This is a genomic window from Streptomyces sp. NPDC107546 (assembly GCF_055639175.1).
The window spans coordinates 125,667-152,596 of the sequence record NZ_JBVKBA010000018.1; the positions used below are offsets into that span (position 1 = coordinate 125,667).

Sequence of the window (26,930 nt, forward strand, 5' to 3'; positions counted from 1 at the left end):
GTACGGTTCAGGCCACCTTTCGTTCCATGTACTCCGCGATCTCCGCCATCGGCGGCCTCTCCTCCGTGTCCACCCGGTACGTCCGGGGCTCGAAGCCGTCCGCCCCCCGTTCGAACTGCGTGAGGGCCGGGCGGACCAGATGGCCGCGGGCCAGGCGGAGCTGGGCCGTGCGGTAGATCGCGGCGGCCATGCGGCCGAGCGCCTGCCCGTCCTGGTGGCGGTGCTTGCGCACCCCGACGTCGACCTGGGCCAGCGCGTCCAGGCCCACCAGGTGCAGCGCGTCCACCAGCATGCCGAGCTCGACGCCGTACCCGACCGGGAAGGGAAGCCGTTCCAGCAGGGATCGGCGGGCCGCGTACTCGCCGCCGAGCGGCTGGACGAACCCGGCGAGCTGCGGCCAGTGCATGTTGAGCAGCGGGCGCGCCACCAGTTCCGTGACGCGGCCGCCCTGGCCCGCTGCGCCGCCCAGCGGCCGGTCGTACATCGCCTTCACCAGGTCCACGTCCGGGTCGGTGAGCAGCGGGCCCACGATCCCGGTCACGAAGTCCGACGAGAACTCCTTCAGGTCCGCGTCGACGAAGCAGACGATGTCGCCGCCGGTGACGAGCAGGGAGCGCCAGAGCACCTCGCCCTTGCCGGGCACGGCCGGTATGCGTGGCAGGATCGTGTCGCGGTGCACCACCCTCGCGCCGGCCGCGGCGGCGACCTGGGACGTGCGGTCGGTGGAGCCGGAGTCGACGACGACGATCTCGTCGACCAGCGGGACCTGCCGCACGAGGTCGTGGCGGATGGCGGAGACGATCTCGCCGACCGTCTCCTCCTCGTTGAGCGCGGGCAGCACGACGCTGACCGAGGAGCCCGAGGCTCGCTTCGCGGCCATGATCTGGTGGAGCGGGCGGTCGGTGACGGACCAGGAGCGGGTGCTCAGCCAGCGCTCGACTTCTTCCAGCACAGTCTGCGGCTCCTCACGTTCGTACGGGTGGGGGGTGAGTCGGGGACGGTCGAATGGTCTCTCTTGTGATCCATCTCGCGGTTCGGACGACTATCTCAACTCTCCCGGCCGTCGGTTACAGTCTTGAACAACGCCGGTGACCATCGCATGTCGGGGTCACCCCGGCCCGTCGCCGGCGACACAACCACATACAGCTCATCCAGAGGGGCAGAGGGACACGGCCCGGTGAAGCCCCGGCAACCCTCCAGTCGGCTCTCGTCTTCGCAGGCGGGGCTCCCGGCTAGGGAAGGTGCCAATTCCGTCTCACGGCGAGATGCGTCGTGAGGAAGATGAGGAGAAAGGGCCTCGCCTGACATGGCTGTGCAGACAGTTGCAAGCACCACCGACTCCGTGAACCTCGGCCCCGCCGCGGCTCTGTCCTGCCGCGAGTGCGGCCACCGGGTGCCGCTCGGCCCGGTCTTCGCCTGCGAGGAGTGTTTCGGCCCGCTCGAGGTCGCCTACGACTTCTCCGGCTACGACACCGAGGAACTGCGGAAGCGCATCGAGGCGGGCCCCGCGAACATCTGGCGCTATGCGCCGCTGCTGCCGGTCCCGGCGGACGTCGCCGACAAGCCGAACCTCAACCCGGGCTGGACCAAGCTCGTCAAGGCCGACAACCTCGCTCGGGAACTCGGCGTGACCGGCGGTTTGTATGTGAAGGACGACTCCGGTAACCCGACGCACTCCTTCAAGGACCGCGTGGTCGCCCAGGCGCTGGAGGCGGCGCGCGTCTTCGGCTTCACCACCCTGTCCTGCTCCTCCACCGGCAACCTCGCGGGCGCGGTCGGCGCCGCGGCGGCCCGTGCCGGCTTCCGCTCCTGCGTGTTCATCCCGCACGACCTGGAGCAGGGCAAGGTCGTCATGGCCGCGATCTACGGCGGCGAGCTCGTCGGCATCGAGGGCAACTACGACGACGTGAACCGCTTCTGCTCGGAGCTGATCGGCGACCCGGCGGGCGAGGGCTGGGGCTTCGTCAACGTCAACCTGCGGCCGTACTACGCGGAGGGCTCCAAGACCCTGGCGTACGAGATCGCGGAGCAGCTCGGCTGGGAGCTGCCGGAGCAGATCGTGGTGCCGATCGCCTCCGGCTCGCAGCTGACGAAGATCGACAAGGGTCTGCAGGAGCTGATCAAGCTCGGGCTCGTCGAGGACAAGCCGTACAAGATCTTCGGTGCGCAGGCCGAGGGCTGCTCGCCGGTGTCGGTCGCGTACAAGGCGGGCCACGACGTGGTGCGGCCGCAGAAGCCGAACACCATCGCCAAGTCGCTGGCGATCGGCAACCCGGCCGACGGCCCGTACGTCCTGGACATCGCCCGCCGCACGGGCGGCGCCGTGGAGGACGTGACGGACGAGCAGATCGTGGACGCCATCAAGCTGCTGGCGCGCACCGAGGGCATCTTCGCCGAGACGGCGGGCGGCGTGACCGTCGGTGTCACGCGCAAGCTGATCGAGAACGGCGTCCTCGACCCGGCGAAGACGACGGTCGTCCTCAACACCGGGGACGGTCTGAAGACGCTGGACGCGGTGGCCGACACGGGGCTGACCGCGACGATCCGTCCTACCCTCGAGTCCTTCCGCGAGGCCGGTCTCGTCTGATCTCCTCCCGCCACAACCCAGCAGCCGTACCCCGACCGGAGGTCATCCCCCGATGAGCGTCAACGTCCGCATCCCCACCATCCTGCGCACCTACACGGGCGGCCGGGCCGAGGTCACCGCCGAGGGCGCGACCCTCGCCGAGGTCATCGCCGACCTGGAGAAGAACCACACCGGCATCGCCGCCCGCGTCCTGGACGACCAGGGCAAGCTGCGCCGCTTCGTCAACGTCTACGTGAACGACGACGACGTCCGCTTCGAGCAGGGCCTTCAGACCGCCACCCCGGACGGCGCGGGCGTCTCCATCATCCCCGCGGTCGCGGGCGGCTGACGGTCGTTCGGACGCGCGATCCTTACCCTCGGTAACGCAGGTAACCGAGAGTTCATCGAATTGCCCTCTCCGTGAGAGAAACGGAGGGGGCAATTCTGCATGGTTGAGCGCGGTAGAGTTGGGGAACGCGCTCCCGGACTCCCCTTCCGGACCCGCGATCACCTGCCGCGCGCTCGACAAGAAGCAGCCAAAGTGTGCAGGGCTTTTGCGCCATTCATTCCCTTCGCCCGGCCCGACTTGCCCTGAATTCGGGCGAGTTCTCCGTACATTCCCGACCGGTCGGGCCCCGAATTCTCGTCCGATTGACCTGTTGCAGACGGCAGTTGGACAGATACATTCAGCCGCGGTCGACGCGTTCCGGCGCACGCCCCCAACCGTTGGGGGGTGAGGTCTGACCCGGATCCGCGAAGTGTGGATCTGTGCAAGGGCCAGTAATAGGGGAGTTAGGCATGGCTCAGGGCACCGTCAAGTGGTTCAACGCGGAGAAGGGGTACGGCTTCATCGCGGTCGACGGTGGTGCGGACGTCTTCGTCCACTACAGCGCGATCCAGATGGACGGCTACCGCACCCTTGAAGAGGGCCAGCGGGTCGAGTTCGAGATCTCACAGGGTCAGAAGGGCCCGCAGGCGGACATGGTCCGCGTGACCGCCTGATACAACGCGCCGACGACTGAACCGTTCGACGTGTCGAGGGGCTCGTATCCCGTCCGGGGTACGGGCCCCTCGGTCTGTTCGCACCCTGCTCGGACACTGGTCCGGGGCGGGTGCCGACAGGGGGCGCACCGTAGCGTTCACCTCCTCCTCCCCTCGGAGCCGCTTGCACTCGGCAGGGGCGAGTGCTAATCATTGGCGTTAGCACTCTGAAGGTGAGAGTGACAACAGAAGGACCGGGTCGGTGAGGCCGCGGGCCGGGTGGGGCAAGGAACCTCCGGCCGGGGCCGTCCGTCGCGGGCGCGGGCGCGGTCCGAAGTAATCACCCCCAGTCCTGGAGGGACCACTTCACATGGCCAAGATCATCGCGTTCGACGAGGAGGCACGGCGCGGCCTCGAGCGCGGCATGAACCAGCTCGCGGACGCCGTCAAGGTGACCCTCGGCCCCAAGGGCCGCAACGTCGTCCTCGAGAAGAAGTGGGGCGCCCCCACGATCACCAACGACGGTGTCTCCATCGCCAAGGAGATCGAGCTCGAGGACCCGTACGAGAAGATCGGCGCCGAGCTGGTCAAGGAAGTCGCCAAGAAGACGGACGACGTCGCCGGTGACGGTACGACCACCGCGACCGTGCTCGCCCAGGCGCTGGTCCGCGAGGGCCTGCGCAACGTGGCCGCCGGTGCCAACCCGATGGGCCTGAAGCGCGGTATCGAGAAGGCCGTCGAGGCCGTCTCCGCCGCCCTGCTCGAGCAGGCCAAGGACGTCGAGACCAAGGAGCAGATCGCCTCCACGGCCTCCATCTCCGCCGCCGACACCCAGATCGGCGAGCTGATCGCCGAGGCCATGGACAAGGTCGGCAAGGAAGGCGTCATCACCGTCGAGGAGTCGCAGACCTTCGGTCTCGAGCTGGAGCTCACCGAGGGCATGCGCTTCGACAAGGGCTACATCTCGGCGTACTTCGCCACCGACATGGAGCGTATGGAGGCCGTCCTCGACGACCCGTACATCCTGATCGCCAACTCCAAGATCTCCTCGGTCAAGGACCTGCTCCCGCTCCTCGAGAAGGTCATGCAGTCCGGCAAGCCGCTGCTGATCATCGCCGAGGACGTCGAGGGCGAGGCCCTGTCGACCCTGGTCGTCAACAAGATCCGCGGCACCTTCAAGTCCGTCGCCGTCAAGGCCCCGGGCTTCGGCGACCGCCGCAAGGCCATGCTCGGCGACATCGCCATCCTCACGGGCGGCGAGGTCATCTCCGAGGAGGTCGGCCTCAAGCTGGAGAACGCGACCCTGGACCTCCTGGGCCGCGCCCGCAAGGTCGTCATCACCAAGGACGAGACCACCATCGTCGACGGCGCCGGCTCCGCCGACCAGGTCTCGGGCCGCGTCAACCAGATCCGCGCCGAGATCGAGAACAGCGACTCCGACTACGACCGCGAGAAGCTGCAGGAGCGCCTGGCGAAGCTGGCCGGCGGCGTGGCCGTCATCAAGGCCGGTGCCGCCACCGAGGTGGAGCTCAAGGAGCGCAAGCACCGCATCGAGGACGCCGTCCGCAACGCGAAGGCGGCCGTCGAGGAGGGCATCGTCGCCGGTGGTGGCGTGGCCCTGGTCCAGGCGGCGCAGAACTCCTTCGAGAAGCTGGACCTCGAGGGCGACGAGGCCGTCGGCGCCGAGATCGTCCGCAAGGCCCTGACCGCCCCGCTGACCCAGATCGCCGTCAACGCCGGCCTCGAGGGCGGCGTCGTGGTGGAGAAGGTCCGCAACCTCACCCCGGGCCACGGTCTGAACGCCGCGACCGGTGAGTACGTGGACATGATCGCCGAGGGCATCATCGACCCGGCGAAGGTGACCCGTTCCGCGCTGCAGAACGCCGCCTCCATCGCCGCGCTGTTCCTCACCACCGAGGCCGTCATCGCCGACAAGCCGGAGAAGGCCGCCGCGCCTGCCGGTGGCGGCATGCCGGGCGGTGACATGGACTTCTGATCCTTCCGAGGATCGGTACCAGTCCTTCCGTACGAGGGCGGCACTCCCTGTCTGTGGCAGGGGGTGCCGCCCTCGGGCGTGTCCGGGATCGCGCGGGCCACCAGCCCGGCCGGGAATGTGGTGCAGCCGGGAATGTGGGGCAGCGCATAGGCGGTTGCTTCAGAAGCTGCAACAATGCGCGCGCACATACCAGTCGGTTAAACACAGCGATCCCCGAGGAGCCCCTCACGTGACCGTCACCACTCCCGCCTCCCGCGCGGCCCAGATCCTCTCCCGCCCGATCGCGCTGGGTGGCCTCACCGTCCCGAACCGGATCGTGATGGCGCCGATGACCCGGATGTTCTCCCCCGGCGGCATTCCCGGCGAGGACGTGCGCGCCTACTACGCGCGCCGTGCCGCCGCCGGTGTCGGGCTGATCGTCACCGAGGGGACCTACGTCGGCCACGAGTCGGCCGGCCAGAGCGACCGCGTCCCGCGCTTCCACGGCGAGGAGCAGCTCGCGGGCTGGGCCGAGGTCGCCGAGGACGTGCACGCCGCCGGCGGCACGATCGTCCCGCAGCTGTGGCACATCGGCATGGTCCGCAAGCAGGGTGAGCCCCCCGTCGCGGGCGCCCCCGCCGTCGGACCGTCCGGCCTCGTCACCGCGGGCGCCGAGCCGACCGGCAAGGCGATGACCCAGCAGGACCTGGACGACGTCATCGACGCGTTCGCCCAGGCCGCCGCGGACGCCGAGCGCATCGGCTTCGACGGCGTGGAGATCCACGGCGCCCACGGCTACCTCGTCGACCAGTTCCTGTGGGCGGGCACCAACCGCCGCACGGACGCGTACGGCGGCGACCCGGTGGCCCGCACCAAGTTCGCGGCCGAGATCGTCGCGGCGGTCCGCGAGCGGGTGTCCCCCGACTTCCCGGTGCTCTTCCGCTACTCGCAGTGGAAGCAGCAGGACTACACCGCCCGGCTCGCCGAGACCCCCGAGGAGCTGGAGGCGATCCTCACCCCGCTCGCGGCGGCGGGCGTGGACGCCTTCCACGCCTCGACGCGCCGCTACTGGCTGCCCGAGTTCGAGGGCTCCGACCTCAACCTCGCCGGCTGGACGAAGAAGCTCACCGGCAAGCCGACGATCACCGTGGGCTCGGTGGGCCTGGACGGCGACTTCCTCCGCGCGTTCCAGGGCGAGGGCGCCCCGGTCAAGACCCTCGACAACCTCCTGGACCGACTGGAGTCGGAGGAGTTCGACCTGGTGGCGGTGGGTCGGGCGCTGCTCCAGGACCCGGAGTGGGCGAAGAAGGTCCTTCAGGGTCGCTTCGACGAGCTGGGCGCGTATGACGCGGCCGCGCTGAAGACCCTGCACTGACGAACGGGGAATGCGGCCCCTCGCCCTTCGGGGTGGGGGCCGCACTCATGGGCGGCTTCGCCGCGTGGGGTGTTCTCCGGTCCCGTTCGCTGCGAATTCGCGTGCTTAAGTCGATCAATAGCAATAATTGGTGATGATGGCCGTGGCACCGATCTCCGCGACCGTCTCCAAGGCCCGGGGGCCGAAGACGACCCTGATGATCGGCGCGCTGATCGTGGCCGCCGGCTACGTGCTGAACATGGTGCTGATGGACCAGGTCTGGCACTTCGTCCTGGTCTCCTGCGTCATCGGCGCCGGGCATCGGCTTCACCTACGGCTCCATGCCCGCGCTGATCATGGGCGCCGTGCCCGCGTCCGAGACCGGTGCCGCCAACAGCCTCAACACGCTGATGCGGTCCGTCGGCACCTCCACCGCGAGCGCGGTCGCCGGCGTGATCCTCGCCAACATGACCAAGACCCTGGGGCCCGTCACCCTGCCCTCCCAGGACGGCTTCCGTACCGTCCTGGCCATCGGGGCCGGTGCCGCGCTCCTCGCCTTCGCCGTCGCCTCCTTCATCCCGCGCCGGCGTTCGGCCGCCGGGCAGACGCCGCCCGCGGTGGACGGCCCGGCCGGGCACGCGGAGGTCTCCGACGCCAAGGCGTAAAGTCCAACCGATCGTCAGGCCGGGCGGTCGCGCTCCCGCCTCGCGCGGGCGGCGGCCGCCCGGCCGCCCGTGCACCAGGTGTTCCACCGGCACCCGGACGAGGGGCCGTACCGGCGACAAGTTGGAGGTCACACGATGACGACAGCCGAATCCCGCACGCCGAGCACCGACGACGAGACCGGGCCCGTGGTGCGCACCGCGACCGGCGCGGTGCGCGGGCGCAGGGAGGACGGGCTCGCGGTGTTCCGCGGCATACCGTTCGCCGAGCCGCCGGTGGGGGAGGAGCGCTTCCGGGCGCCCCGCCCGGTACGGGCCTGGGAGGGCACACGGGAGGCGTACGCGTTCGGGCCGCCGCCCCCGCAGGAGACGGCCTTCCTGGGCCGTATCGGCGTCCCGGACGCGTCCGTCGGCGACGACTGGCTGACCGTCAACGTCTGGACGCCCGACCCGGATCCGGCCGCCCGCCGACCCGTGATGGTGTGGATCTACGGCGGCGCCTACAAGCTCGGCCACGCGGGCAGCCCCGGCTACGACGCCCGGCACATCGCCCGCGACGGCGACCTCGTCGTCGTCACCTTCAACTACCGCGTCGGCATCGAGGGCTTCGCCCGCATCGAGGACGCCCCCGCCAACCGCGGTCTGCTGGACCAGGTCGCGGCCCTGGAGTGGGTGCGGGACAACATCGAGGCCTTCGGCGGCGACCCGGAGCAGGTCACCGTCTTCGGCGAGTCGGCGGGCGCCGGCTCGGTCGCCGCGCTGCTGGCCATGCCCCGCGCGGCCGGACTGTTCCGGCGGGCGATCGCCCAGAGCATGCCGGGCACGTACTTCTCCGACGAACTGGCCCGCGACCTCGCGACCGCCATCGCCGCGGAGGCGGGCCTGCGTCCCACGGCCGCCGACCTGTCGGCCGTGGACCCGCGCCGACTGACCGACGCGGGCCAGGCGCTGAGCGCGAAGATGCTCCAGCACCAGGACCGCTGGGGACAGGTCGCACCCACGGTGACCCCCTTCTCACCGGTCGTCGACGGCGAGGTGCTGCCCACCACCCCCTGGCGGGCGCTGGCGGGCGGCGCGGGCCGGGACGTCGAGCTGATCACCGGGCACAATCGGGAGGAGTACCAGCTCTTCCTGATCCTCGGCGGCATGCTCGGCCGGATCACCGACGAGCAGGTGACAGGAGCTCTGCGCCTGTTCGCCCCGGGCCCGGACGGCGAGGGCGCCTACCGCGCCGCGTTCCCCGACGCCACGCCCGACGAGCTGTACGAACGGATCCAGTCCGACTGGCTCTTCCGCATGCCCACCCTGCACCTGGCCGAGGCGCAGGTGGCCGGGGGCGGCCGTGCGTACATGTACGAACTGACCTGGCCCGCCCCGGGCAACGGAGGCGTCCTGCGCGCCTGCCACGCTCTGGACATCCCGCTGCTGTTCGGCACGTTCACGGCGGACCTCGGCTCCCTGCTGTTCGCGGACGGGGAGCCCGGCCCGGAGGCCGAGGCGCTGGCCTCCCGCCTCCGCACGTCCTGGACGACGTTCGCGAGGACGGGCGACCCGGGCTGGCCGGCGTACGACACCGAGCGCCGGCTGGTGCAGGTGCTGGACGTGGAGCCGACGGTCACGGCGTATCCGGAGGAGGCGTCGCGGCGCATCTGGGAGGGGTACGGGTTCCCGGCGCTGCCGCTGCTGCGCTGAGCCGGTACCCGCTCCGGAACCGGCCACCGCAGGTCACCTGGGGCCGAAGGGGCATTCATCGCGTGCCCCGTGGCACTTGGTGTGCCATGAGAGGGAAGCGTACGGCGATCCAGTCGGTGTGGCACTGGCTGCAGACGGCCGGCCAGGCGGTGCGGCGGGCCTGCGAGGGACCGGGCCGGGAGCGGGACATCGTCGTCCAGGCGCTGAAGGCGGCGCTGGCCGCCTGGGTGGCCTGGGCCGTGGCGGGCTGGTGGCTGAAGGCCCCGGTGGCTTTCGTCGCGCCCTGGGTGGCGGTCGTCCTGGTGGAGTCGACCGTGTACCGGTCGATCGCGCACGGGCTGCAGCAGCTCGCGGCGATCGCCACCGGCACGGTCGTGGCGACGGCGGCGGCCCTCGTGCTGCACGACACGATGACCGCCATGGCGCTGGTGCTGCCGACGGTCGTCCTGCTGGGCCACTGGCAGCGCCTGGGCAGCCAGGGCATCTACGCGGCCACCGGCGCCCTGTTCGTCCTGACCAACGGGCAGGTCACCGTCGCCACCTCCGGCGCCCGGATCGCCGAGGCGGCCTTCGGTGCCCTGGTCGGCATCGCCGCCAACGCGCTGATCCGGCCCCCGGTGTACCTGCGCGACAGCCGGGCGGCCCTCCAGGACGCCGCAGGGGAGGCCCACGACATCCTCGAGGCGGTGGCCGACGGGATGGCCGAGGACCGGTGGGACGCCGACGAGGCCACCACCTGGCACGAGCGCGCGCTGCGTCTGGAACGCCTGGTGGACCAGGCCCGCTCCGCGATCGGCTGGAGCCGGGAGAGCATGCGCATCAACCTCCGCCGCCGCTCGCGCGCCCACTCCGTGCCGGGCAAGGACTACGACGACGCGGTCGTGGTCCTGGACTACGCCGCCGTGCACACCGCCGGTGTCACCCGGGCCGTCCTGGAGGCCGCGTCGGAGGACCGCCCGGCGGCCCGGCCGGACCCCTCCGCCGCCCGCCGCTACGCGGACTTCCTGCACCAGACCGCGCAGGCGCTCCAGCTCTACTGCCAGAGCCGCTTCGGCACGGAGGACGACCACGAGCTGCGCCAAGCCGTGCGCAAGCTGCGCGACACGCATGACGAACTGCGCCGGCACCTGACCCGCTCGGTACCGGACGACCCCGGCGAGGTCGCCACCTACGGCACCCTGCTGACCCAGGCGCGCCGCCTGGTCGACCAACTCGTCGCCACGGAGCCGTGACCGTCCCGCTCGTGCCGCGCGGGCGTGCAGGACCATGGAAACCGGTGCCGACAGCTCATGCCCAGCCGCACGGGAGACCGCCGATGACACAGCCACCGCTTCCCGGAGTCCTGGCCGACGTCGCCCCGATCCTGGACCACTGGGGTTATCTGGCGGTCGCCGGCCTGGTGTTCGTCGAGGACTTCGGCGTGCCCGTACCCGGCGAGACGATCCTGATCGTCGCCGCCGTCTACGCGGGCGCGGGCCGGCTCGACATCGTCCTGGTGGCCGTCATCGCCTTCTTCGCCGCCGTGATCGGTGACAACGTCGGCTACGCCATCGGCCGCTTCGGCGGCCACCGGCTCGTCGAGCGCTACGGCCGCTACGTGCTGCTCACGCCGGCCCGCGTCGAGAAGGCGGAAGGTTTCTTCACCCGGCACGGCGGCAAGGTCGTCACCGTCGCCCGATTCATCGAGGGCCTGCGCCAGGCCAACGGGATCATCGCCGGGATGGCCGGAATGCACTGGCGCCGTTTCCTGTTCTTCAACACCTTGGGCGGAGCACTGTGGGTCGGCACCTGGGTGATGTTCGGTGGCCTGGCCGGGGCCCATCTGAACACCCTCTACCCGGCGATCCAGCGCTACGAGCTGTATGTGCTGGTCGCCATGGCCGTGCTGATCGTGGTCCTCATCGGCCGTCACCTGTACCACCGCCGCCGCAGCGACGCGGAGCGGCAGCCGGACGCCGGAGGACACGGCGGAGGGCGCTGAGCCGGGCGTGGTTCCTGGTCAGTCGCTCGACCCGGGAGCTGCCCCGGAGCGGTGCCGGCGGACCGTGGGAGCCGTAACGGACGGGAACGAGGGCGGCGTGGCCGTCGGCGACTTCCTGGGCCTGACCTCTGGGCCTCGTTCCTCACCTCCCGTCGGGTCCCACCTCGGCCAGTCGGCGCAACGTGTCGAAGGACAGCGCGTCATCGAGGCCGAGCTGGACGCCCGTTTCCTTCTCCGCCGACTTCGCCGCGGTGCTCATCGCCGTGGCCAGACGAGCGCACAACTTGATGGCGCTCAGGCTGCGGAACTCCTCCAGCGGCGTCAGACGCGTGCGGATCACCCCCAGGAACTGTTCCGCCTCGTACCCCCCGCGGATGCGTTCGAGCAGGATGTAGGAGATCTCCGGGGCATCACTTGTTGCTCCCGTACCCGTCTGCGCGTTCAGCTTGAGCGCAGACTTCCCGAGGCTCACCAGCGCGTACCCTGCGCGAGTGGAGTCGAGCCTGAACCCGACCCTGTCGTCGAGCGCGAGCGCGGCGAGTCCGGAGGAGGTCTGCGCATGCTCGTCTCGCATGCAGTTGGAGAACTCCACAAGGAACCCTCTCAGGGCGGCTCGGAAGTCGCGGTACTCGTGCGCATGCTTGGCCAGGTCCCGGGCGTACTTGACGGCTCGTCCTCCAGGTTCCCGGCGAAAGGCCCGCAGCAGGCTCACCCGGGATTCCAGCAGCTTTCCTGTGCCTTCGACGGCCCCGGCGGCCGCCCACACGGCCTCGGGAACCGACAGGTGGCGGGAGAGCAGGTAGGCGTCGCGGAACCCGTCGATCTCGCTCGCTTCCGCCGCTCTCAGTGCTCCACCGGCCCTGCCCACCAGCGTATAGACCTTCTGGGCGGACCCATCCCTGTTCACCTGTTCGACCACGGCCGAGGCGATGGCCGGATGCCGGGAGTACACCCGGTCACCCGCGAAGGTGACGGCTGCTTCCCGGCCAAGGATGCGCAAGATCTTGCCGTCCGCGAAGACCTCCCCCTTCCCCACCATTTCCGCGATCACCGAACGGCTTGCGCCTCTGCCCCGGTTTCCGTCCTTGTCGAGAACATGCTGCATCACACAGATTCCAGCGAACACGTCGCCGAGCGTCACGGTGTCCGTCAGGTTGATGTCCCGGAGCTTCCTCAGCAGGTCCTCGACGCGGTGGCCGAGTTCCGGTCCGTACCGGACGTCGAGCACAGCGCCGAAGAGTGTGTTGGTCTTCATCGCCATCGCGCCCGCCGACGTCGCGAGTCGCTGGGCCGCGGCTTCAGCACTGGCCAGGGAGGGCGGCAGCAGTCCCATCGCCTGCCAGGCGCCGGCGATGTTGGCGGCGTCGTCAGCGGTGATGCCATGGAAGAGAACAGGGCTGATGCGCGCCCGCAGGTAGGTGCCCGCGCCTTGCCACCACAGCCGGTCGTGGCTGGCGAGCAGGAAGGCGAAGCCGGAGTTCTCCGCTCCCCACAGACTCTCGGTGGCCACGAGTTCGTCCATGACCAGATCGGCCTCGTCGATGCAGATCAAGGTGCGGTCCGAGGTCTTGCGGACCTCACGTAGCCAAGTCTCTGTGATGGGAGGCGCGCCGGGTTCGCGCCACACCACATCCCAGTCCGGTCGGGCCGAAGCGGCTGATGCTGCCAACTGCCGCACCGCCAGTGACTTGCCTTCACCGAGAGGACCGATGGCGACCACTCCACCTCCCCCGCCCTTGGCGAGGCAGCCGAGCAGTTCCTCCTCCAGCGTCTGCGTGGAGCTGAGCAAGGGCCAGCGGCCCGGCTGGGCATCGGCCCAGTTCGGAGGACGTCCGTCTGCGAAGTGGGCCGGCTCGTACTCGGTGGATGCGCTTGGACGGGGCACCCTCGAATAGCCGAAGGGGGAGGCCTTCTCCTGCGCTGCGCTGTCGTCGACCTCGATTTCCCCGCTGAAGAGCTCGTGTCCGTCGACTCCCAGATAAAGACTGAAGCCGGGCGCGCCCACGAGGTCGTTGAGCACGCCGTCCCCGAGGGCGTCGGAGGCGTTCGGCTCATAGGCCGCCCACAGGACTTCGGCTTGGAGGAGGTCCGCGTCATTGAGTACTCGGCCGCGCAGACTCTTCATGAAGCCGTCGAGCCAGCCGCTGTATCCCACCACCAGAACGACGGAGTTGGTGAGTATCTTCTGAAGCACGGCATCGAGCTGGGGCCTGTCTGCTGTGATCCGAGACGGAACGTTGCTCGTCGCCGGACCCGTCCAGTACCCGTGGATGTGCAGAACGGGATGGGTCGTGGCCTCCCGCAACTGGTCCGGTGTGGGAGCGGAGTCCGTGGGGACCGGGATCGGGACGGCGTCGACACCGGCCTTGGTGAGAGCTATCTCGACGAGCGGGTCGAAGTTCGTGGTGATGATCGGTCCGCGCACTCTTCCGTCGAGGGAGGCGAAGAAGCGGGCGAACCTCTGGTAGCCCAGCGGGATCTCCCACGAACCCGCCCGAACCAGTCCGCGGCATTGTTCCTCGTCGCGCGCGACCTTGCCGGCGTCCTCATCGGACACGTCATGGCATGCCTTCAGCACCGCGGTGCGGATCGCACGCATCACCGTCTGTTCGCCGGCCTGGCGGGTCAGGATGGCGGCCGCGTTCTGGTACTTGAGGCCGGGGTCGGTGATGGCGTCGATCGTCTCGTTGAACCTCGCCCGCCCCGCGCGCGGCACGTGCGCCCGGAAAAGCTCCGTCAGTTCCGGAACCCCCGGCAGCACCGCGTTGCTGATTCCAGAACCGAACACGGTGACGAGGCGGCGATCGGCCTCTTCGGCAAGCAGGTGCAGACGCACCCTGAGTTCGAAGAGGTCACCGAAGTCGATGGGGTTCATATGAACATGAAACCACCCGTGTGAAGCCGGTACGTGACGTTCCGTCATATTCACGCGGCAACCGTGGTGCAGCCCTCGGCGAAGGTGGCGAAGGCCATCACTGGTGGCCCTGCCCGACCCTGTGCTTCTCTTGCTGTGCCGAGGCTGCCCGAAGCCGTTGACCGGCGGCGCGGAGGCCGAGAGAAGGGATGGCGTGTCGCCCATGAGCCCGCTGCAACTGTGCCTGACTGCACTCCTCATCCTGTCCGGCGTCGGCCTGCAAGCCTGGTCGTCCGCGCCGGCCCGTGCGGGGCGGCACTATGCCCTCCAACTTCCCGTGACGCTGCTGTACTCCCTGGCGGGGGCACTGTTCCTCTTCGCGACCTTTCCCGACTCGATCTCAGAGGGACGGGCGCTGGGCTTCAGTCTGGGAGGTGCGGCCGGGTTCGCCGCCTTCTTCATGCTGGCGTCCTTCACGTGGCTGTCCAAGACGCGTGGCAGGGACGAAATGGCGGCGGAACTGCAGAAGGTGAAGACGGAGAACGCGGCGCTGCGTCGGCAATTGCTCGGTGAGCGTGCTCCGGACCGGCCGGCTCGCCCTCTGGTGACCGGCACCCGGCACGAGGTCGCCGTCCCCGGTGTGCGGGGGCACCGAGTGGGGATGGTCACGGGCAACCTTGCCGGCGTGACCGGCATGGACGTCTGGGTGAACACCGAGAACACCCGTATGGAAATGTCACGCATCAACGAGCCCACCATCTCCGCGACCATCCGTTATCACGGGGGGCGACGGGACGCGGCCGGAAACCTGATCGACGACACCATCGCCCTGGAACTGGCCGACCGGATGGGAGGCCAGACCCGGGTCGTGCCGGGACAGGTCCTCGTGACGGGAGCCGGAGAACTGGCGGCGAGCCATCAGGTCAAGCGCATCCTCCATGTCGCTGCCGTCGAGGGGGAACCGGGGTCCGGCTTCCGCCCCGTCCTGGACCTGGAGAGGTGCGTCCGGAACGTTCTGGCCGAGGTGGATCGGCTGAACGACGCAGGCGAGGAGTTGCGCTCGGTCGTCCTCCCCCTGCTTGGAACCGGCGGAGGAAACAGCGACCTGAGGAAGACGGCGGAGACCTTGGTGGCCGGCGTGGTCGGATACTTCCGATCACATGTCGCCTCTCGTGTACGAGCCGTCTACCTGTTGGCGTACACCGATGTGCAAGCGGCTGTGTGCAGGGCGGTGCTGGACGTGGAGGCGGGGTTGGCCGAACCCTCCCCGCACTGAAGCCACCTCGGTGGCCGGTCAATCCGATGACGGGAGGAGAAGAGCACGCCGTCCGCTGAAGCCGAACGCGTACGTCGTCACGAAGCCCACCGCGTACCCCGTCAACAGCCCGCCCCCGTAGATCGCCGCCGTCACCCCCGGCCCCCTGCTCCCCGCCAGCAGCGGGAACAGCGCCCACCCCGACGGTCCGATCGCCGTCGCGCCCACCTTGTAGCCGAGCATCGCGAAGCCGCCGACGAAGGCTCCGCCCGCCGCACCGCCGACGCACGCCGTGAGGAACGGGCGGCCGAGCGGTAGCGACACTCCATAGATCAGGGGCTCGCCCACGCCCAGCAGGCCCGCCGGGAGGGCGGACTTGATCGTCGTACGGAGGGACAGGTCGTGGCGGAGGCGGACGTAGACCGCCAGCGCCGCGCCCACCTGGCCCGCACCCGCCATCGCCAGGAGGGGGAGCAGGACGGTGGAGCCCTGCTGTTCGATCAGGGTGGTGTGGATCGGGATCAGGGCCTGGTGCAGGCCCAGCATCACCAGAGGGAGGAACAGGCCCCCGAGGGCCAGGCCCGCTGCCGCGCCCGTCGTCGACAGGAGCCAGTTCGCCGCCGTGCCGATGGCGCTCGCCGCCGCTCCGGCCGCGTACATCAGGACGTAGAGCGTCACCAGGCCGGGGACCAGGACCGTGAGCGTCGGGGTCAGCAGGACGTCCAGGGTGGCCGGGACCCAGGTGCGGCACCACTTCTCGACGTACGTCGCGAGGAGCGCGGCGGCCAGGGCGCCCAGCACCCCGCCCTGGCCGGGGGCGAGGGCCGTCCCGAGCACGGAGACCTTGGCGACCCCCGGGTAGACCACGACCGCGGCCACCGCGCCGCCCAGCACCGGCGTGCCGCCGAACTCCTTCGCCGTGTTGTGGCCCACGAAGACCGCGATCAGGGCCATGAAGGAGGAGGAGAGGGTGGTGAGGGCGGGCGTGAGGGACGGCAGCAGGCGCAGGTTGAGCAGCAGGCCCGTCGCTCCCGCGATGACGCCGCAGCCGATGAGGGCGGGGATCAGCGGCACGAAGACGTTCGCCACGCGGCGCAGGAGGATCTTGCCGGGGGTGGCGTTGCGCTGTCGCCGGGCCGCCTCCAGCGCGGAGCCCCGGGCAGCCGGTTCTCCGGCCGACGAGGCCCCCAGGGCACCCGGTTCTCCGGCCGACGAGGCCCCCCGCACGGCCGGTTCATCGGCGCTCGTGCGGACGAGGGCCTCGAACTCCGCCGTGACCTGTGCGGCCTTCCCCGGCCCGAGCACGATCTGGTACGTGTCGTCGCCCACCACCCCCAGCACCTCGGGCAGCGCGCGCAAGGCGTCCTCGTCGACGAGGGAGCGGTCGGCCAGACCCAGCCGCAGTCGGGTCATGCAGTGGGCGACGGAGGTGACGTTCGCGGGGCCACCGACCAGGGGGAGCAGCGCGGCGGCGGTGGCGGCGTGTGAGGTACTGGGCACGGGTCGAGGGTGCGGCGCCTGTAAGCGCCGAGGTGGGCGCCGCGCGGAAACCTCCGCCGCTCTCCACCGAAAGGTGGCTCAGCCGGCCGACTTCTCCAGTGCCGCGCGCAGATGCCCTCCGCTCTGAGCGAGGAGACGTTTCGCCGTCGGGCCGTCCACGCCGCCCAGGATGGTGAGGATCGCGTTCTTGACCTCTCCGCCCGTGGCCGCGAGGGCACGCTCGATCTCCTCGTCGCTCGCGCCGGTCGCCAGCCCCACGATGCGGTGGGAGCGGGCGCGCAGCTTGTCGTTGGAGGCGCGGACGTCCACCATCAGGTTCCCGTAGGTCTTGCCGAGGCGGATCATCGTGATCGTCGAGAGCATGTTGAGGACCAGCTTCTGCGCCGTGCCCGCCTTCAGCCGGGTCGAGCCGGTCAGCAGTTCGGGGCCGACCACGATCTCGATGCCGTGGTCGGCGGCGGCCGCGAGCGCGCTGTCCGCGTTGCAGGACAGGCCGACCGTCAGCGCGCCCCGCGCCCGCGCGTGCTCCACCGCGCCGACCGCGTAGGGCGTGCGCCCGGACGCCGAGACGCCGACCACCGTGTCACGCTCCGTCAGCTCCAGCGCGTCGAGGTCCTGCGCCGCCAGCTCCCTGGAGTCCTCCGCGCCTTCGACCGACGTCACCATGGCGCCCGGGCCGCCCGCGATCAGGCCCACGACCTGGGAGGGGTCCGTGTCGAAGGTCGGCGGGCACTCGGACGCGTCCAGGACGCCGAGCCGCCCGGCGGTCCCCGCGCCCGCGTAGACGAGCCGGCCGCCGCGGGCCATCCGCTCGGCGATGGCGTCGATCGCGGCGGCGATCTGCGGCAGCCGCGCGGCCACCGCGGCGGGCACGGTCGCGTCCTCACCGTTCATCAGTTCCGCGATCTCAAGCGTCGGCAGCCGGTCGATCTCGGCCAGCTCGGGACGGAACGCCTCGGTGGTCAGCGTCTCCAGCTCGGCGCGGAGGTCGCGGGGGTGGGACGAGGAGGTCATGAGGGTGGCTCGTTTCCGGTGCGGCGCTGCTCTGGGAGGAGGGCGGACGGGCCTAGCGCTTCGTTCCGCCCCGTGGGCGGTGACGGTGCGCCAACGCCTCGTACGAGGCGGCCAGCGCCGGCGCCGCCGTCTCGTACGTCCGTTGCGCCACGCCCACGAACAGGCAGTCCACCACGAGCAGTTGGCTGGTGCGGGACGACATCGCGGCCGGGCGCAGCTCGCTCTCGCGGGCCGTGGACGTGGTCAGGACGTGGTCGGCGTACTGCGACACCGGGCCGTCCGGGCGGCCGGTGATCGCGACGGTGGTCGCGCCGTGCTCGAAGGCGACGCGCAGCGGTTCGATGACGTCGCCGGTGGAGCCGGAGTGCGTGATCGCGATCGCCACGTCCTTGGCGCGCAGCTGCACGGCGTTGGTGACGGCGAGGTGCGGGTCGCTGTGCGCGTGGGCTATGAGACCTATCCGCAGCAGCTTCTGCACCAGGTCCTGGGCGACGAGCCCGGAGGCGCCTATGCCGTAGACGTCGACGCGGCGGGCGGCGGCGAGCGCGGCGACGGCGGCGCCGAGCTGCACGGTGTCGAGTCCGGCCGCCGTGTCGGCCAGGGTCTGCTGTTCGTCGTGGGCGAGCTTGGCGACGACGTCGGCGATGGGATCGTCGACCGCGATGTCCGCGGTGACGGACGGGGCGCGGCCCGACTGCTGTTGGGCGGCGAGGCCGGCGAGGGCGAGCCGCAGGTCGCGGTAGCCGGGGTAGCCGAGCAGGCGGGCCGTGCGGACGACGGTGGCCTCGCTGGTGCCGGTCAGTTCGGCGAGCCCGGTGACCGTGAGCGCCGCGCAGCCGGCCGGGTCCCCGGCGACGGCCTCGGCGACGCGCTGCATGGACCGGGTCATGGACGGTGCGAGGGTGCGCACCTTGGCGGCGAGGGCGGCGGGGGCGGGTGGCACCCCCGGGCCCACCGGCCCTGCGAAAATTTCCTTCACGTCGCGGCTCACATGTGAAAGCTATTTTCGATTCGGCCGTCCGGTCAAGAGTGCGCACAATAGGGGCATGGAGCCCATCAGCCCCCTGGAGCAAGCCCTGCACGCGGCGCGCGCCCTGGTGCTCGCCGACCTGGTCGCGGGCGAGGTCGCCCAGGCGGACGTGGTTTCACTCGTCGAGGACTCCGTGGCCCAGCGGCGATGGTGGGTCGAGCAGTGGCCGGACGGCGCCGACTACGTGGCGGGCCTGGTCGCGCAGGACGTCCAGGACGCGCTCCTGGAGCGGTACGGCCGCTGGCCGCTGTGCCCGGTCTGCGGTTCCGGCGACCCGCACGCCCTCGACGTCGAGCCGGAACTCGGGGCCAACCCGCACTGGGTGTGTCCCAAAGCCGGTGTGAAGGTCGCGGCGGTGGGCTCGCTGGGGAGGGCTACGGGCGGGATGACGTCCTCGTGACGGTCTACATCGACCCTCCCGCCTGGCCGGGGCACGGCCGCCTGTGGTCGCATCTGATCAGCGACGTCTCGTACGACGAACTCCACGCCTTCGCCGCGAAGCTGGACGTGCCGCGCCGCGCCTTCGAACGCGACCACTACGACATCCCCTCGCACCGGTACGCGGACGTCGTGGCCGCCGGCGCGGTGGAGGTCTCCAGCCGCGAGGTGGTGCGGCTGCTGCACGCGTCCGGACTGCGCCGGCGCAAGGGCCGCGAGCAGGGGCTCAGCGGTGCAGCGCGTACGCGTACGTCTCCTCGTCCTCACTCACCCGGGTGAACCCGGCCCGGGTGACAACACCCTGCGACGGGATGTTGGCCCGCTCGACGGTGGCGAACAGCGTGCCGACGTCGTCCCTGGCCAGCGCCCACGCGGCGAGGGAGCGCAGCGCCTCGGTCGCGTAGCCGTGGCCGCGGGCGCCCTCCACCAGGTCGTAGCCGACCTCCGCGCGTCCCTCCTCGTCCGGGGCTCCGTGGAAGCCCATGCTCCCGACCGCGCGCCCGTCTTCCCTCCGTACGAGCACGAAGACGCCCCACTCCGGCCGGTGCACCCCGGCCTCGTACGCCTTGACGAGCATCCCGGCGGCTTCCCGTGTGCCCTGGAAGGGCTCGCCGTCGAGCCACTCGAAGCCTCCGGTGCCGCCCATGCGCAGATCGGTGGCGGCCGCCGGGGTGACGCCCTGAAGGGTGAGACGCTCGGCGGGGATGACAAGGGCGTTGCTCCACCGCCACTCGGTGACCGGCTCACGCCCCGGCAGGTCGCCGCGGCCCGTGGCCCACAGGAGGGTGCGCCAGTGGTCGGGGCCGGGCCGTACGTGCGGGAAGAGCCGCGTCAGCACGTCCTCGCACAGCTCGGCGGGCGGCTCGTAGGCGAGCCCCAGACCCTCGGCGATGTCGTGCGTGTGCAGCAGGACCTCGGTGACCCCCATCGCGGCGAAGCCTTCACGGTTCGCGCTGCGGAACGGGTGCGGGTGGAAGGCGCGCACCTCGCGCGGGGTGGTGCGTATGGCGGCGACGAGCAGGGCGCCGGTCGTCTGCAGGATGTCGAGCGCCGCGTCGTTGCCGACGTCCTTCGCGATGCCGAACGTCAGGGGCAACCGCGTCTCGGCCCGCCCCGCCAGCCCGCCCGCGTACCTGAGGAGAGCCTCGGCCATGTGCTCCGCCGTGCGTCGGCAACTCCAGTCCAGCCGACCCGCCTTCACCCTGTCCCAGTCCCGGTCCACCGCCGTCCGCAGGACCGTCACGGCCCCCGCGACCGCTTCCGTCACCCGTTCCCCGCCCATGCTTCGCATACGGGGCAGCGTATGGGCCGGGCGCTCAACGGAGCGACAGCATTTCCAGCTCGGAGGTGATGTTGTAGCGGGCCGTCGCCTCCCACTTCTCCCGCCCGTACGGGGTGCGGAACAGCCGTGACAGGTCGAGGAGTTGGCGCAGAACGGCCGCGCGGCCCTCGCGGAAAGCCTCGCTGGGCACGAAGTGGTACTCCTCGCGGACGGCCGCGGTGTAGGCGGCGTACGCCGACGGGGGCGAGGCGAGGATCGCGAGGTCCGCGTCGCACAGGACCTGGCCGTTGCGGTCGTCGTCGGCGGGGTCGTGGGTGACGGTGAGGCGCACCAGACGGGCGACCTCGGTGGTCCTCTCCCCGGACACCCCCGCCTCCGGCAGCGCGCGCTCGGCCAGACGCGCCGAGCGCTCCTCGTTCTCCGACCGCTCCGGCAGGTACACCGCGTCGTGGAACCAGGCCGCGAGGCGCACCGCGTCCGGGTCGTCCGCGTACTCCTCAAGGACGTCGACACGGTCGAGGACCGCCGCCAGGTGCTCCACCGTGTGGTACCGGCGCTGTGGCTCCGACCAGCGGCGCAGCAGGTCGTCGGCGTAGGGCGCGGGATCGGGCCGCTCCGCACCGCCCCGCACCGCGAGCAGGGTGCGCCGCCAGCTCTCACACAACGCGTCGAGGTCGGTCATGGGGGCATTCTCCCCTGTTCGCCGGTGGGCACCTAGCGTGGGGCGCATGACGAATGCAGACCTGCACGACGACGTACGAGACCCCGAACTGCCCGGCCTGCTGCTGACCACGGAGCGCGACGCGCTGATCCCGCTGCTGCGCTCCCGTCCGGACGCGGACTTCGCGCGGCCGACGGCCGCGTGTCCGGGCTGGACCGTGCGGCACGTCCTCGCGCACTGTTCGGCCGCCCTGACGCGGGTGGTGGAGAGCCGCTTCGAGAAGGGGGTGTTCAGCCCCGAGTCGAACGACCGCGACATCGCCGAGCGCGCCGACTGGACCAACGCCCAGGTCGTCGACGAACTGGAGCGCGGCATGACCGAGGCGGGCGCAGCGATCGCGAAGGCGGGCGGGGTGCTCGACATGGTCGCGCTCGGGGAGTGGGTGCACGGCGGGGACGTGCGGGAGGCGTTCGGGGAGCCGGGGGCGTACGCCGGCGACGGGCTGGCGTACGCGCTGACCCTGCTCGCCCGCGTCTCCCGGGAGAAGGGGCACGTCCCGCTCCACGCGGACCTCGACGACCTCGACGAGCCCCTGCTCCTGGGCGACGCGAACGGGGAGCACCCGCCCGCCCGGTTCATCGGCGAGGCGTCCACGCTGGTGCGGCTCTACTCCGGCCGCCCGCTTGCCGGGGCGTGGTACGAGCTCGCGGGGGTCGAGGAGAGGGAGCTGAACCTCTTCGGCTGAGGACGGCCGTACGTCCGAGGCGGCGGCCGGCGCCCTGTCGCCGCCCGCCCCCCGTCGTCGTACCCTGGGATTGGACTAGACCTGTAGCCGCTCCAGGGGAACACCGACGGAAGGGGTCGTATGAGCACGCGTGCAGTCCTGGAGGTGATCGCCCTCGACGTCGAGGACGCGGTCGCCGCCCAGGCCGGAGGCGCGGACCGCCTCGAGCTGGTCACCGACATGGGCTCCGACGGGCTCACCCCGCCCGTCGCGGCCTTCGCCGGGATCCACGCCGCCGTCGACATCCCCCTGCGCGTGATGCTCCGCCTCGGGGACGGGTTCGCGGCCGGTGACGTCGAGGCGCTCGTACGGGCCGCACGGGAGCTGCGTGCCGTCGGCGCGGAGGAGTTCGTGCTCGGGTTCCTCGGCGAGGACGGCGGACCCGACCTCGACGCCGTGGAGCGGCTGGCCGGGGAGCTGGACGGCTGCCGCTGGACCTTCCACCGCGCGATCGACCGCGCCGCGGACCGCGACGCCCTGCGCAAGCAGCTCGCCGAGGTGCCCGGCCTGGACACCTACCTCACGGCGGGCTCGCCGGACGGCGTGGACGACGGCCTGCCCACCCTCGTCGCCGAGGCCGCCCGGCGCGGCGAGCCCGGCTACACCCAGCGCCTCATGGCCGGCGGCGGCCTCCGCCTGGACCACGTCCCGCGGCTGCGCGCGGCGGGCGTCGACGCCTTCCACATCGGCGCGGCGGCCCGCACGGACGGCTGGACGACACCGGTGTCGGCGGAGGCGGTCCGCGTCTGGCGCGAGGCGCTCGACGGTTAGGGCCCGTGCTCGTACGACTCTTACTCGAACGTGCGGAGGCGTCAGCGCCTGAAGCGGTGCTCATCGGTGACACGCCGGCCGACGTGGAGGGCGCACACGCCAACGTCGTGCGGGTGATCGCGGTGGCGTCGGGTCCCAGTGACGAGGCTGCGTTGCGGGATGCGGGATGCGGGGGCGGAGACGGTGCTCTCTGACTTCAGGGACACCGAGCTGCCGGTGAAGCTCCGCCCGCCGCCGCCATGCCCAGGGGCAGGGCGCTCATGAGGGCGTGGAAAAATCCACAACCGTAGGCACGGATGCCGGTTTGTGATTGGATGCGCGGACTGTGCCCGTGCGCCGCGGTCTCCCACGTGATCGTGGAGGCCGCCGTGGCGCGGGAGGAGGGCCTGGGGAGGCCTTCGCGGATGGGGACTCAGGGGGGTTTCCTTGGCGATTTCACGAGGCGATGTGGTGGCGGGTGCCACCCGACACGTACCCAGACGCAGACAGACCCGGCGGCGCGGCCTGGCGCTCGCCGTGACGGCCGCGGTGACCGCGGGCCTGATCGGGCTGGGCGTCCCACAGGCGCAGGCGAGCGAGACGACCGGCTCGGTGGACACCCTCCGGACCGGCTGGGACCAAAGCGAACCGAACCTCGGCCCGTCCGACGTCCGCTCCTCTTCCTTCGGGCAGCTTTGGAAGGCTCCCGCGCAGCTCGACGGGCAGATATACGCCCAGCCGATCGTCATCGGCGGCACAGTGGTGGCGGTCACCGAGAACAACAAGGCCTACGGCCTCGACCGTGCCACAGGAGCCGTGCTGTGGCAGCGCAGCTTCGGGCTCGCATGGCCCGCGTCCACCCTCACCTGCGGGGATCTCGTGCCGAGCATCGGCAGCACCGCGACGCCGGTGTACGACCCTGCCAATGGGGCCGTCTATCTGACCACCAAGGTCGACGACGGTTCCAACGCCCTGAGCCCGCACTGGTACATGCACGCGCTCGACCCGGTCACCGGGGCGGAGAAGTCCGGCTTCCCCGTGACGATCCAGGGCACCCCGTCCAACGACCCCACCCAGTCCTTCCTGCCCGCGTACCAGATGCAGCGTTCGGGCCTGCTGCTGCTCGACGGGGTGGTGTACGCGGCGTTCGGCGGGCACTGCGACGCCAAGCCGTATCGCGGCTACGTGGTCGGCGTCAGCACCACCAACCCCTCGGTGACCTCGATGTGGGCGACGGAGACCGGCGCCAGCAACAGCGGGGCCGGTATCTGGCAGGCCGGCGGGGGACTCGTCTCGGACGGTCCCGGCCGGATCTTCCTCGCCACCGGCAACGGTGTCAGCCCGGCGCCCGGCCCCGGCAGCGCCTCGCCCGGCACTCTCGCGGAGTCCGTGGTCCGGCTGCAGGTGCGGGCCGACCGGAGTCTGAAGGCCGCCGACTTCTTCAGCCCGTCCAACGCGCCGACCCTGGACCAGCAGGACAAGGACCTGGGTTCCGGCGGGCCGGTCGCCCTGCCGGACAGCTTCGGCACCGCCTCCCATCCGCATCTGATGGTGCAGCAGGGCAAGGACGGCCGGGTCTTCCTGCTGGACCGCGACGACCTCGGCGGGAGGTCGCAGGGCGCCGGCGGGGCCGACGACGTGGTGGGAACCACCGGCCCGCTCAAGGGCCAGTGGGGACACCCCGCGGTCTGGGGCGGTGACGGCGGTTTCGTCTACTGCGTCGGCAACGGTGGCTCACTGGTGGCGCTGCACCGAGGCGTGACGGGCTCGGGCGACCCCGCGCTGACCGTTGCCGCGTCCAGTCAGGACGCCTTCCCCTACACCAGCGGATCGCCCGTGGTGACCTCCGACGGGACACGCTCGGGCAGCGCCCTGGTGTGGGTGGTCTGGTCGGGCGGGTCGACCGGCGTCAACGCGCAGCTGCGCGCGTACGACCCGGTTCCCGATGCGAACGGCGTCCTGCCGCTGGTCTGGTCCGCGCCGATCGGCACCGCGTCGAAGTTCGCCACCCCGGCCACCGACGGCGGGCAGGTCTTCGTCGGCACCCGGGAGGGCAAGGTCTACGCCTTCGGCAACCCGGTGGGCAGCCCGTTCAAGGGCGGCCCGGTCGACTTCGGGCTCGTGCCGGTGGGCGGCTCGGCGAGCACCGACGTCGTCCTGACGGAGAACCAGGACCCGTCCCAGTCCCTCGGCATCAAGGGCGTCACGGTCGACGGTCCGTTCACCGCGGACACCTCGTCGCTGCCGTCGGCGATCGCGGCGGGCGGGCAACTGCATATACCCGTCTCCTTCAAGCCCACCGCGGTCCTGGGCGCGAGCGGAACGCTCACCGTGGCCACCGACGCCGGCAGTTTCGCACTGAGCCTGCACGGCGTCGGCACCAGGCCCGGTCTGGCCGCGTTCCCGGGCACGGTGTCCTTCGACAACCAGCCGACGGGAACGACGGCCACCGCGAACGTCCAGCTGACGAACACGGGCACCGACCCCGAGACCATCGCCTCCGTCACCCCGCCCGACGGACCGTTCACGGCCGCCGGCCTGCCGAGCGCCGACCCGGCGAACCCGACGGTGATCCCGGCCCAGAGCTCGATCGTCCTGCAGGTCGGGTACGCGCCCACGGCCACCGGCCAGAACTCCTCGTCGATCACCCTGGGCAGCACCAGCGGTCCGCTCACCCTCCCGGTCGAGGGCAGCGCGATCAGCGGTCAGGGCCACCTGGTGTTCAATCCGACGACCCTCTCGTTCGGCGCGGTGGTCCGCGGCACGTCGAGCACCCGGACCTTCACCGTCACCAACACCGGGAACATCCCGGTCACCGTCACCAAGGCGAAGGCCCCGGCAGGTGTGTTCAGCAGTGCCGACCCGCTCCCCGAGGGCCTGGTCATCGGTCCGGAGCAGAGTGTCCGACAGACGGTCACCTTCGCCCCGACGGTGAGCGGCAGCCAGTCGGCCACGTACGAGGTCACCGGCGACGCCGGGCAGGGGGCACAGCTGGAGCCGCTCACCGGCACCGGTGTCCCCCCCGCGTCGCAGCTGGGCACCGTGCTGGCACGGGACTACTCCGGCACCCTGTGGCAGTACCGCGGCACCGGTGTGCCCTCCGGGGCACTCGCCGCCCGGGCCGCCATCGGAACCGGCTGGAACACCTACAACCTCATCACCGGTGTCAGCGGTGAGATGGCGGACGGCACCGGAACCGCCGTAGGCCGGGACAGCAACGGCAGGCTGTGGTCCTACCAGGGCACCGGCGACCCGAAGGCGCCCTTCGCACCCCGGAAGCAGGTCGGCACCGGCTGGAACATCTTCAACTCCATCGTCGGCGTCCGTGACGTGACCGGGGACGGCAAGGCGGATCTCGTCGCCCGTGACGGCAAGGGCGGCCTGTGGCTCTACCGGGGCACCGGCAACGCCTCGGCGCCCTTCGCGGCCCGCACGTCCATCGGCTTCGGCTGGAACATCTACAGCCCCATCGTCGGGACCGGTGACCTCACGGGGGACGCGAAGGCGGATCTCGTCGCCCGTGACGGCAAGGGCGGCCTGTGGCTCTACCAGGGCACGGGCAACCCGAACGCGCCTTTCGCGCCCCGGAAGCAGATCGGTTACGGCTGGAACATCTACAGCTCCATCATCGGCACTGCTGACCTGACAGGGGACGGCAAGGCGGATCTCGTCGCCCGCGACAGCCAGGGCGGCCTGTGGCTCTACCGCGGCACCGGCAACGCCTCGGCACCTTTCCTGGCCCGCACGTTCATCGGTTACGGCTGGAACATCTACAACTCGCTCATCTGACCGAGGCCGGAGGCGCGGCACCGCGTGAGGTGCCGCGCCTGCCCCTATGGGAATCCGGTGGTGGCGCCACCTGGTGCTGTGGCCGGAAAGGTTCACCGGCTCGCGACGCCCGGCACGGCACCTCGCCGCGTTGTCGCACCGCCCGAGTGCAACCAGTACGCGGGCGACGCTCCGCCTTGCGATGCTCCCCCACTGCCTGAAGGGCGTGGGAGGTGCCCCCAGCACCGGACGCCGCGAGCTTTCCGGCAGACCTTTCCGGCCACAGCACTAGTAGGACTCCGTTACGTCTGTCTGCGTGCCGTGTTCAGGGGCATGAGGACTGTGTGGACGCACATGAAGTCAATCGTGTTCGGGCGACGTTG

At 71.0% G+C, this 26,930-nt stretch carries 22 protein-coding genes, 1 pseudogene and 1 riboswitch; of the genes and pseudogenes, 16 read left to right on the forward strand and 7 right to left on the reverse strand.

Annotated features, from left to right (window positions below):
• Positions 1-7 precede the first annotated feature (7 nt).
• Positions 8-952: a glucosyl-3-phosphoglycerate synthase gene (locus ACZ7L1_RS25360; RefSeq protein ID WP_471440306.1), complete on the reverse strand. Its 945-nt coding sequence runs from the start codon at positions 950-952 to the stop codon at positions 8-10.
• 192 nt (positions 953-1,144) lie between these two features.
• A riboswitch (SAM riboswitch) is annotated at positions 1,145-1,288 on the forward strand.
• Between the two features lie 18 nt (positions 1,289-1,306).
• Between ACZ7L1_RS25360 and thrC the strand changes: the two genes are divergently transcribed.
• The 9 genes and pseudogenes from thrC to ACZ7L1_RS25405 all read left to right on the forward strand — a co-directional run bounded on the left by thrC (position 1,307) and on the right by ACZ7L1_RS25405 (position 11,211).
• Positions 1,307-2,587: a threonine synthase gene (gene thrC / locus ACZ7L1_RS25365; protein ID WP_471440307.1), complete on the forward strand. Its 1,281-nt coding sequence runs from the start codon at positions 1,307-1,309 to the stop codon at positions 2,585-2,587.
• A 52-nt stretch (positions 2,588-2,639) separates the two neighbouring features.
• A complete protein-coding gene (locus tag ACZ7L1_RS25370; RefSeq protein WP_389001487.1) occupies positions 2,640-2,915 on the forward strand; it encodes a MoaD/ThiS family protein in 276 nt (91 codons plus the stop codon).
• Positions 2,916-3,364: 449 nt separating this feature from the next.
• Positions 3,365-3,568 carry a cold-shock protein gene (locus tag ACZ7L1_RS25375; protein ID WP_004986573.1) on the forward strand — a complete coding sequence of 68 codons (204 nt, stop codon included), beginning with the start codon at positions 3,365-3,367 and terminating at the stop codon, positions 3,566-3,568.
• 349 nt (positions 3,569-3,917) lie between these two features.
• A complete protein-coding gene (groL, locus tag ACZ7L1_RS25380; protein ID WP_471440308.1) occupies positions 3,918-5,543 on the forward strand; it encodes a chaperonin GroEL in 1,626 nt (541 codons plus the stop codon).
• Between the two features lie 229 nt (positions 5,544-5,772).
• Positions 5,773-6,897 carry an NADH:flavin oxidoreductase gene (locus tag ACZ7L1_RS25385; protein WP_471440309.1) on the forward strand — a complete coding sequence of 375 codons (1,125 nt, stop codon included), beginning with the start codon at positions 5,773-5,775 and terminating at the stop codon, positions 6,895-6,897.
• Positions 6,898-7,024: 127 nt separating this feature from the next.
• Positions 7,025-7,541, forward strand: a pseudogene (locus ACZ7L1_RS25390) (MFS transporter); the annotation flags it as partial.
• A gap of 135 nt (positions 7,542-7,676) precedes the next feature.
• Entirely contained in the window at positions 7,677-9,230 is a 1,554-nt protein-coding gene (locus tag ACZ7L1_RS25395) for a carboxylesterase/lipase family protein (RefSeq protein ID WP_471440310.1), read from the forward strand.
• Between the two features lie 86 nt (positions 9,231-9,316).
• The gene (locus tag ACZ7L1_RS25400) at positions 9,317-10,462 is read left to right on the forward strand and encodes an FUSC family protein (protein WP_471440311.1); all 1,146 of its coding nucleotides are present in this window, start codon (positions 9,317-9,319) and stop codon (positions 10,460-10,462) included.
• A gap of 83 nt (positions 10,463-10,545) precedes the next feature.
• Positions 10,546-11,211, forward strand: a complete 666-nt coding sequence (locus ACZ7L1_RS25405; RefSeq protein ID WP_471440312.1) for a DedA family protein — start codon at positions 10,546-10,548, stop codon at positions 11,209-11,211.
• A gap of 142 nt (positions 11,212-11,353) precedes the next feature.
• Here the strand turns inward: ACZ7L1_RS25405 and ACZ7L1_RS25410 are convergent, their stop codons facing one another.
• Positions 11,354-14,134: a P-loop NTPase gene (locus ACZ7L1_RS25410; protein ID WP_471440313.1), complete on the reverse strand. Its 2,781-nt coding sequence runs from the start codon at positions 14,132-14,134 to the stop codon at positions 11,354-11,356.
• 154 nt (positions 14,135-14,288) lie between these two features.
• Here ACZ7L1_RS25410 and ACZ7L1_RS25415 point away from each other — a divergent pair, with 154 nt between their 5' ends.
• Positions 14,289-15,341, forward strand: coding sequence for a macro domain-containing protein (locus tag ACZ7L1_RS25415; RefSeq protein ID WP_471440314.1), 1,053 nt, complete (start codon positions 14,289-14,291; stop codon positions 15,339-15,341).
• A gap of 18 nt (positions 15,342-15,359) precedes the next feature.
• On the opposite strand, the gene ACZ7L1_RS25420 is transcribed toward ACZ7L1_RS25415, so the two are convergent.
• The 3 genes from ACZ7L1_RS25420 to ACZ7L1_RS25430 all read right to left on the reverse strand — a co-directional run bounded on the left by ACZ7L1_RS25420 (position 15,360) and on the right by ACZ7L1_RS25430 (position 18,825).
• The gene (locus tag ACZ7L1_RS25420; RefSeq protein WP_471440315.1) at positions 15,360-16,820 is read right to left on the reverse strand and encodes a PTS transporter subunit EIIC; all 1,461 of its coding nucleotides are present in this window, start codon (positions 16,818-16,820) and stop codon (positions 15,360-15,362) included.
• A gap of 78 nt (positions 16,821-16,898) precedes the next feature.
• Positions 16,899-17,834 (reverse strand): N-acetylmuramic acid 6-phosphate etherase, encoded by a 936-nt coding sequence (gene murQ, locus ACZ7L1_RS25425; protein ID WP_471440316.1) that lies wholly within the window; start codon positions 17,832-17,834, stop codon positions 16,899-16,901.
• Between the two features lie 52 nt (positions 17,835-17,886).
• Positions 17,887-18,825, reverse strand: a complete 939-nt coding sequence (locus tag ACZ7L1_RS25430) for a MurR/RpiR family transcriptional regulator (protein ID WP_471440317.1) — start codon at positions 18,823-18,825, stop codon at positions 17,887-17,889.
• 55 nt (positions 18,826-18,880) lie between these two features.
• On the opposite strand from ACZ7L1_RS25430, the gene ACZ7L1_RS25435 reads away from it, so the two are divergent.
• Positions 18,881-19,264, forward strand: coding sequence for a hypothetical protein (locus ACZ7L1_RS25435; RefSeq protein WP_471440318.1), 384 nt, complete (start codon positions 18,881-18,883; stop codon positions 19,262-19,264).
• Entirely contained in the window at positions 19,261-19,581 is a 321-nt protein-coding gene (locus tag ACZ7L1_RS25440; protein WP_471440319.1) for a DUF4031 domain-containing protein, read from the forward strand. Before ACZ7L1_RS25435 ends, ACZ7L1_RS25440 begins: the two co-directional genes overlap by 4 nt.
• On the opposite strand, the gene ACZ7L1_RS25445 is transcribed toward ACZ7L1_RS25440, so the two are convergent.
• Both ACZ7L1_RS25445 and ACZ7L1_RS25450 read right to left on the reverse strand, forming a co-directional pair.
• Positions 19,529-20,593 (reverse strand): GNAT family N-acetyltransferase, encoded by a 1,065-nt coding sequence (locus ACZ7L1_RS25445; protein WP_471440320.1) that lies wholly within the window; start codon positions 20,591-20,593, stop codon positions 19,529-19,531. The two genes, ACZ7L1_RS25440 and ACZ7L1_RS25445, sit on opposite strands and share 53 nt — an antisense overlap.
• A gap of 25 nt (positions 20,594-20,618) precedes the next feature.
• Entirely contained in the window at positions 20,619-21,266 is a 648-nt protein-coding gene (locus tag ACZ7L1_RS25450) for an HD domain-containing protein (RefSeq protein WP_471440321.1), read from the reverse strand.
• Positions 21,267-21,312: 46 nt separating this feature from the next.
• Here ACZ7L1_RS25450 and ACZ7L1_RS25455 point away from each other — a divergent pair, with 46 nt between their 5' ends.
• The 4 genes from ACZ7L1_RS25455 (at position 21,313) to ACZ7L1_RS25470 (ending at position 26,568) form a co-directional block, all read left to right on the forward strand.
• On the forward strand, positions 21,313-21,990 hold the full coding sequence (locus tag ACZ7L1_RS25455) for a maleylpyruvate isomerase family mycothiol-dependent enzyme (protein ID WP_471440322.1): 678 nt from the start codon (positions 21,313-21,315) through the stop codon (positions 21,988-21,990).
• A 120-nt stretch (positions 21,991-22,110) separates the two neighbouring features.
• Positions 22,111-22,800, forward strand: coding sequence for a copper homeostasis protein CutC (locus ACZ7L1_RS25460; protein ID WP_471440323.1), 690 nt, complete (start codon positions 22,111-22,113; stop codon positions 22,798-22,800).
• A 56-nt stretch (positions 22,801-22,856) separates the two neighbouring features.
• The gene (locus ACZ7L1_RS25465) at positions 22,857-22,994 is read left to right on the forward strand and encodes an HAD hydrolase-like protein (RefSeq protein ID WP_471440324.1); all 138 of its coding nucleotides are present in this window, start codon (positions 22,857-22,859) and stop codon (positions 22,992-22,994) included.
• 232 nt (positions 22,995-23,226) lie between these two features.
• The gene (locus tag ACZ7L1_RS25470; RefSeq protein WP_471440325.1) at positions 23,227-26,568 is read left to right on the forward strand and encodes a choice-of-anchor D domain-containing protein; all 3,342 of its coding nucleotides are present in this window, start codon (positions 23,227-23,229) and stop codon (positions 26,566-26,568) included.
• Positions 26,569-26,930: the final 362 nt, after the last annotated feature.

Bases quoted from the DNA above. Each gene is read 5' to 3' on its own strand.
- thrC (WP_471440307.1), top strand. From the start codon at position 1,307: ATGGCTGTGCAGACAGTTGCAAGCACCACCGACTCCGTGAACCTCGGC.
- ACZ7L1_RS25370 (WP_389001487.1), top strand. From the start codon at position 2,640: ATGAGCGTCAACGTCCGCATCCCCACCATCCTGCGCACCTACACGGGC.
- ACZ7L1_RS25375 (WP_004986573.1), top strand. From the start codon at position 3,365: ATGGCTCAGGGCACCGTCAAGTGGTTCAACGCGGAGAAGGGGTACGGC.
- groL (WP_471440308.1), top strand. From the start codon at position 3,918: ATGGCCAAGATCATCGCGTTCGACGAGGAGGCACGGCGCGGCCTCGAG.
- ACZ7L1_RS25395 (WP_471440310.1), top strand. From the start codon at position 7,677: ATGACGACAGCCGAATCCCGCACGCCGAGCACCGACGACGAGACCGGG.
- ACZ7L1_RS25400 (WP_471440311.1), top strand. From the start codon at position 9,317: ATGAGAGGGAAGCGTACGGCGATCCAGTCGGTGTGGCACTGGCTGCAG.
- ACZ7L1_RS25405 (WP_471440312.1), top strand. From the start codon at position 10,546: ATGACACAGCCACCGCTTCCCGGAGTCCTGGCCGACGTCGCCCCGATC.
- ACZ7L1_RS25410 (WP_471440313.1), bottom strand. From the start codon at position 14,134: ATGACGGAACGTCACGTACCGGCTTCACACGGGTGGTTTCATGTTCAT.
- ACZ7L1_RS25415 (WP_471440314.1), top strand. From the start codon at position 14,289: ATGAGCCCGCTGCAACTGTGCCTGACTGCACTCCTCATCCTGTCCGGC.
- murQ (WP_471440316.1), bottom strand. From the start codon at position 17,834: ATGACCTCCTCGTCCCACCCCCGCGACCTCCGCGCCGAGCTGGAGACG.
- ACZ7L1_RS25435 (WP_471440318.1), top strand. From the start codon at position 18,881: ATGGAGCCCATCAGCCCCCTGGAGCAAGCCCTGCACGCGGCGCGCGCC.
- ACZ7L1_RS25445 (WP_471440320.1), bottom strand. From the start codon at position 20,593: ATGCGAAGCATGGGCGGGGAACGGGTGACGGAAGCGGTCGCGGGGGCC.
- ACZ7L1_RS25450 (WP_471440321.1), bottom strand. From the start codon at position 21,266: ATGACCGACCTCGACGCGTTGTGTGAGAGCTGGCGGCGCACCCTGCTC.
- ACZ7L1_RS25455 (WP_471440322.1), top strand. From the start codon at position 21,313: ATGACGAATGCAGACCTGCACGACGACGTACGAGACCCCGAACTGCCC.
- ACZ7L1_RS25460 (WP_471440323.1), top strand. From the start codon at position 22,111: ATGAGCACGCGTGCAGTCCTGGAGGTGATCGCCCTCGACGTCGAGGAC.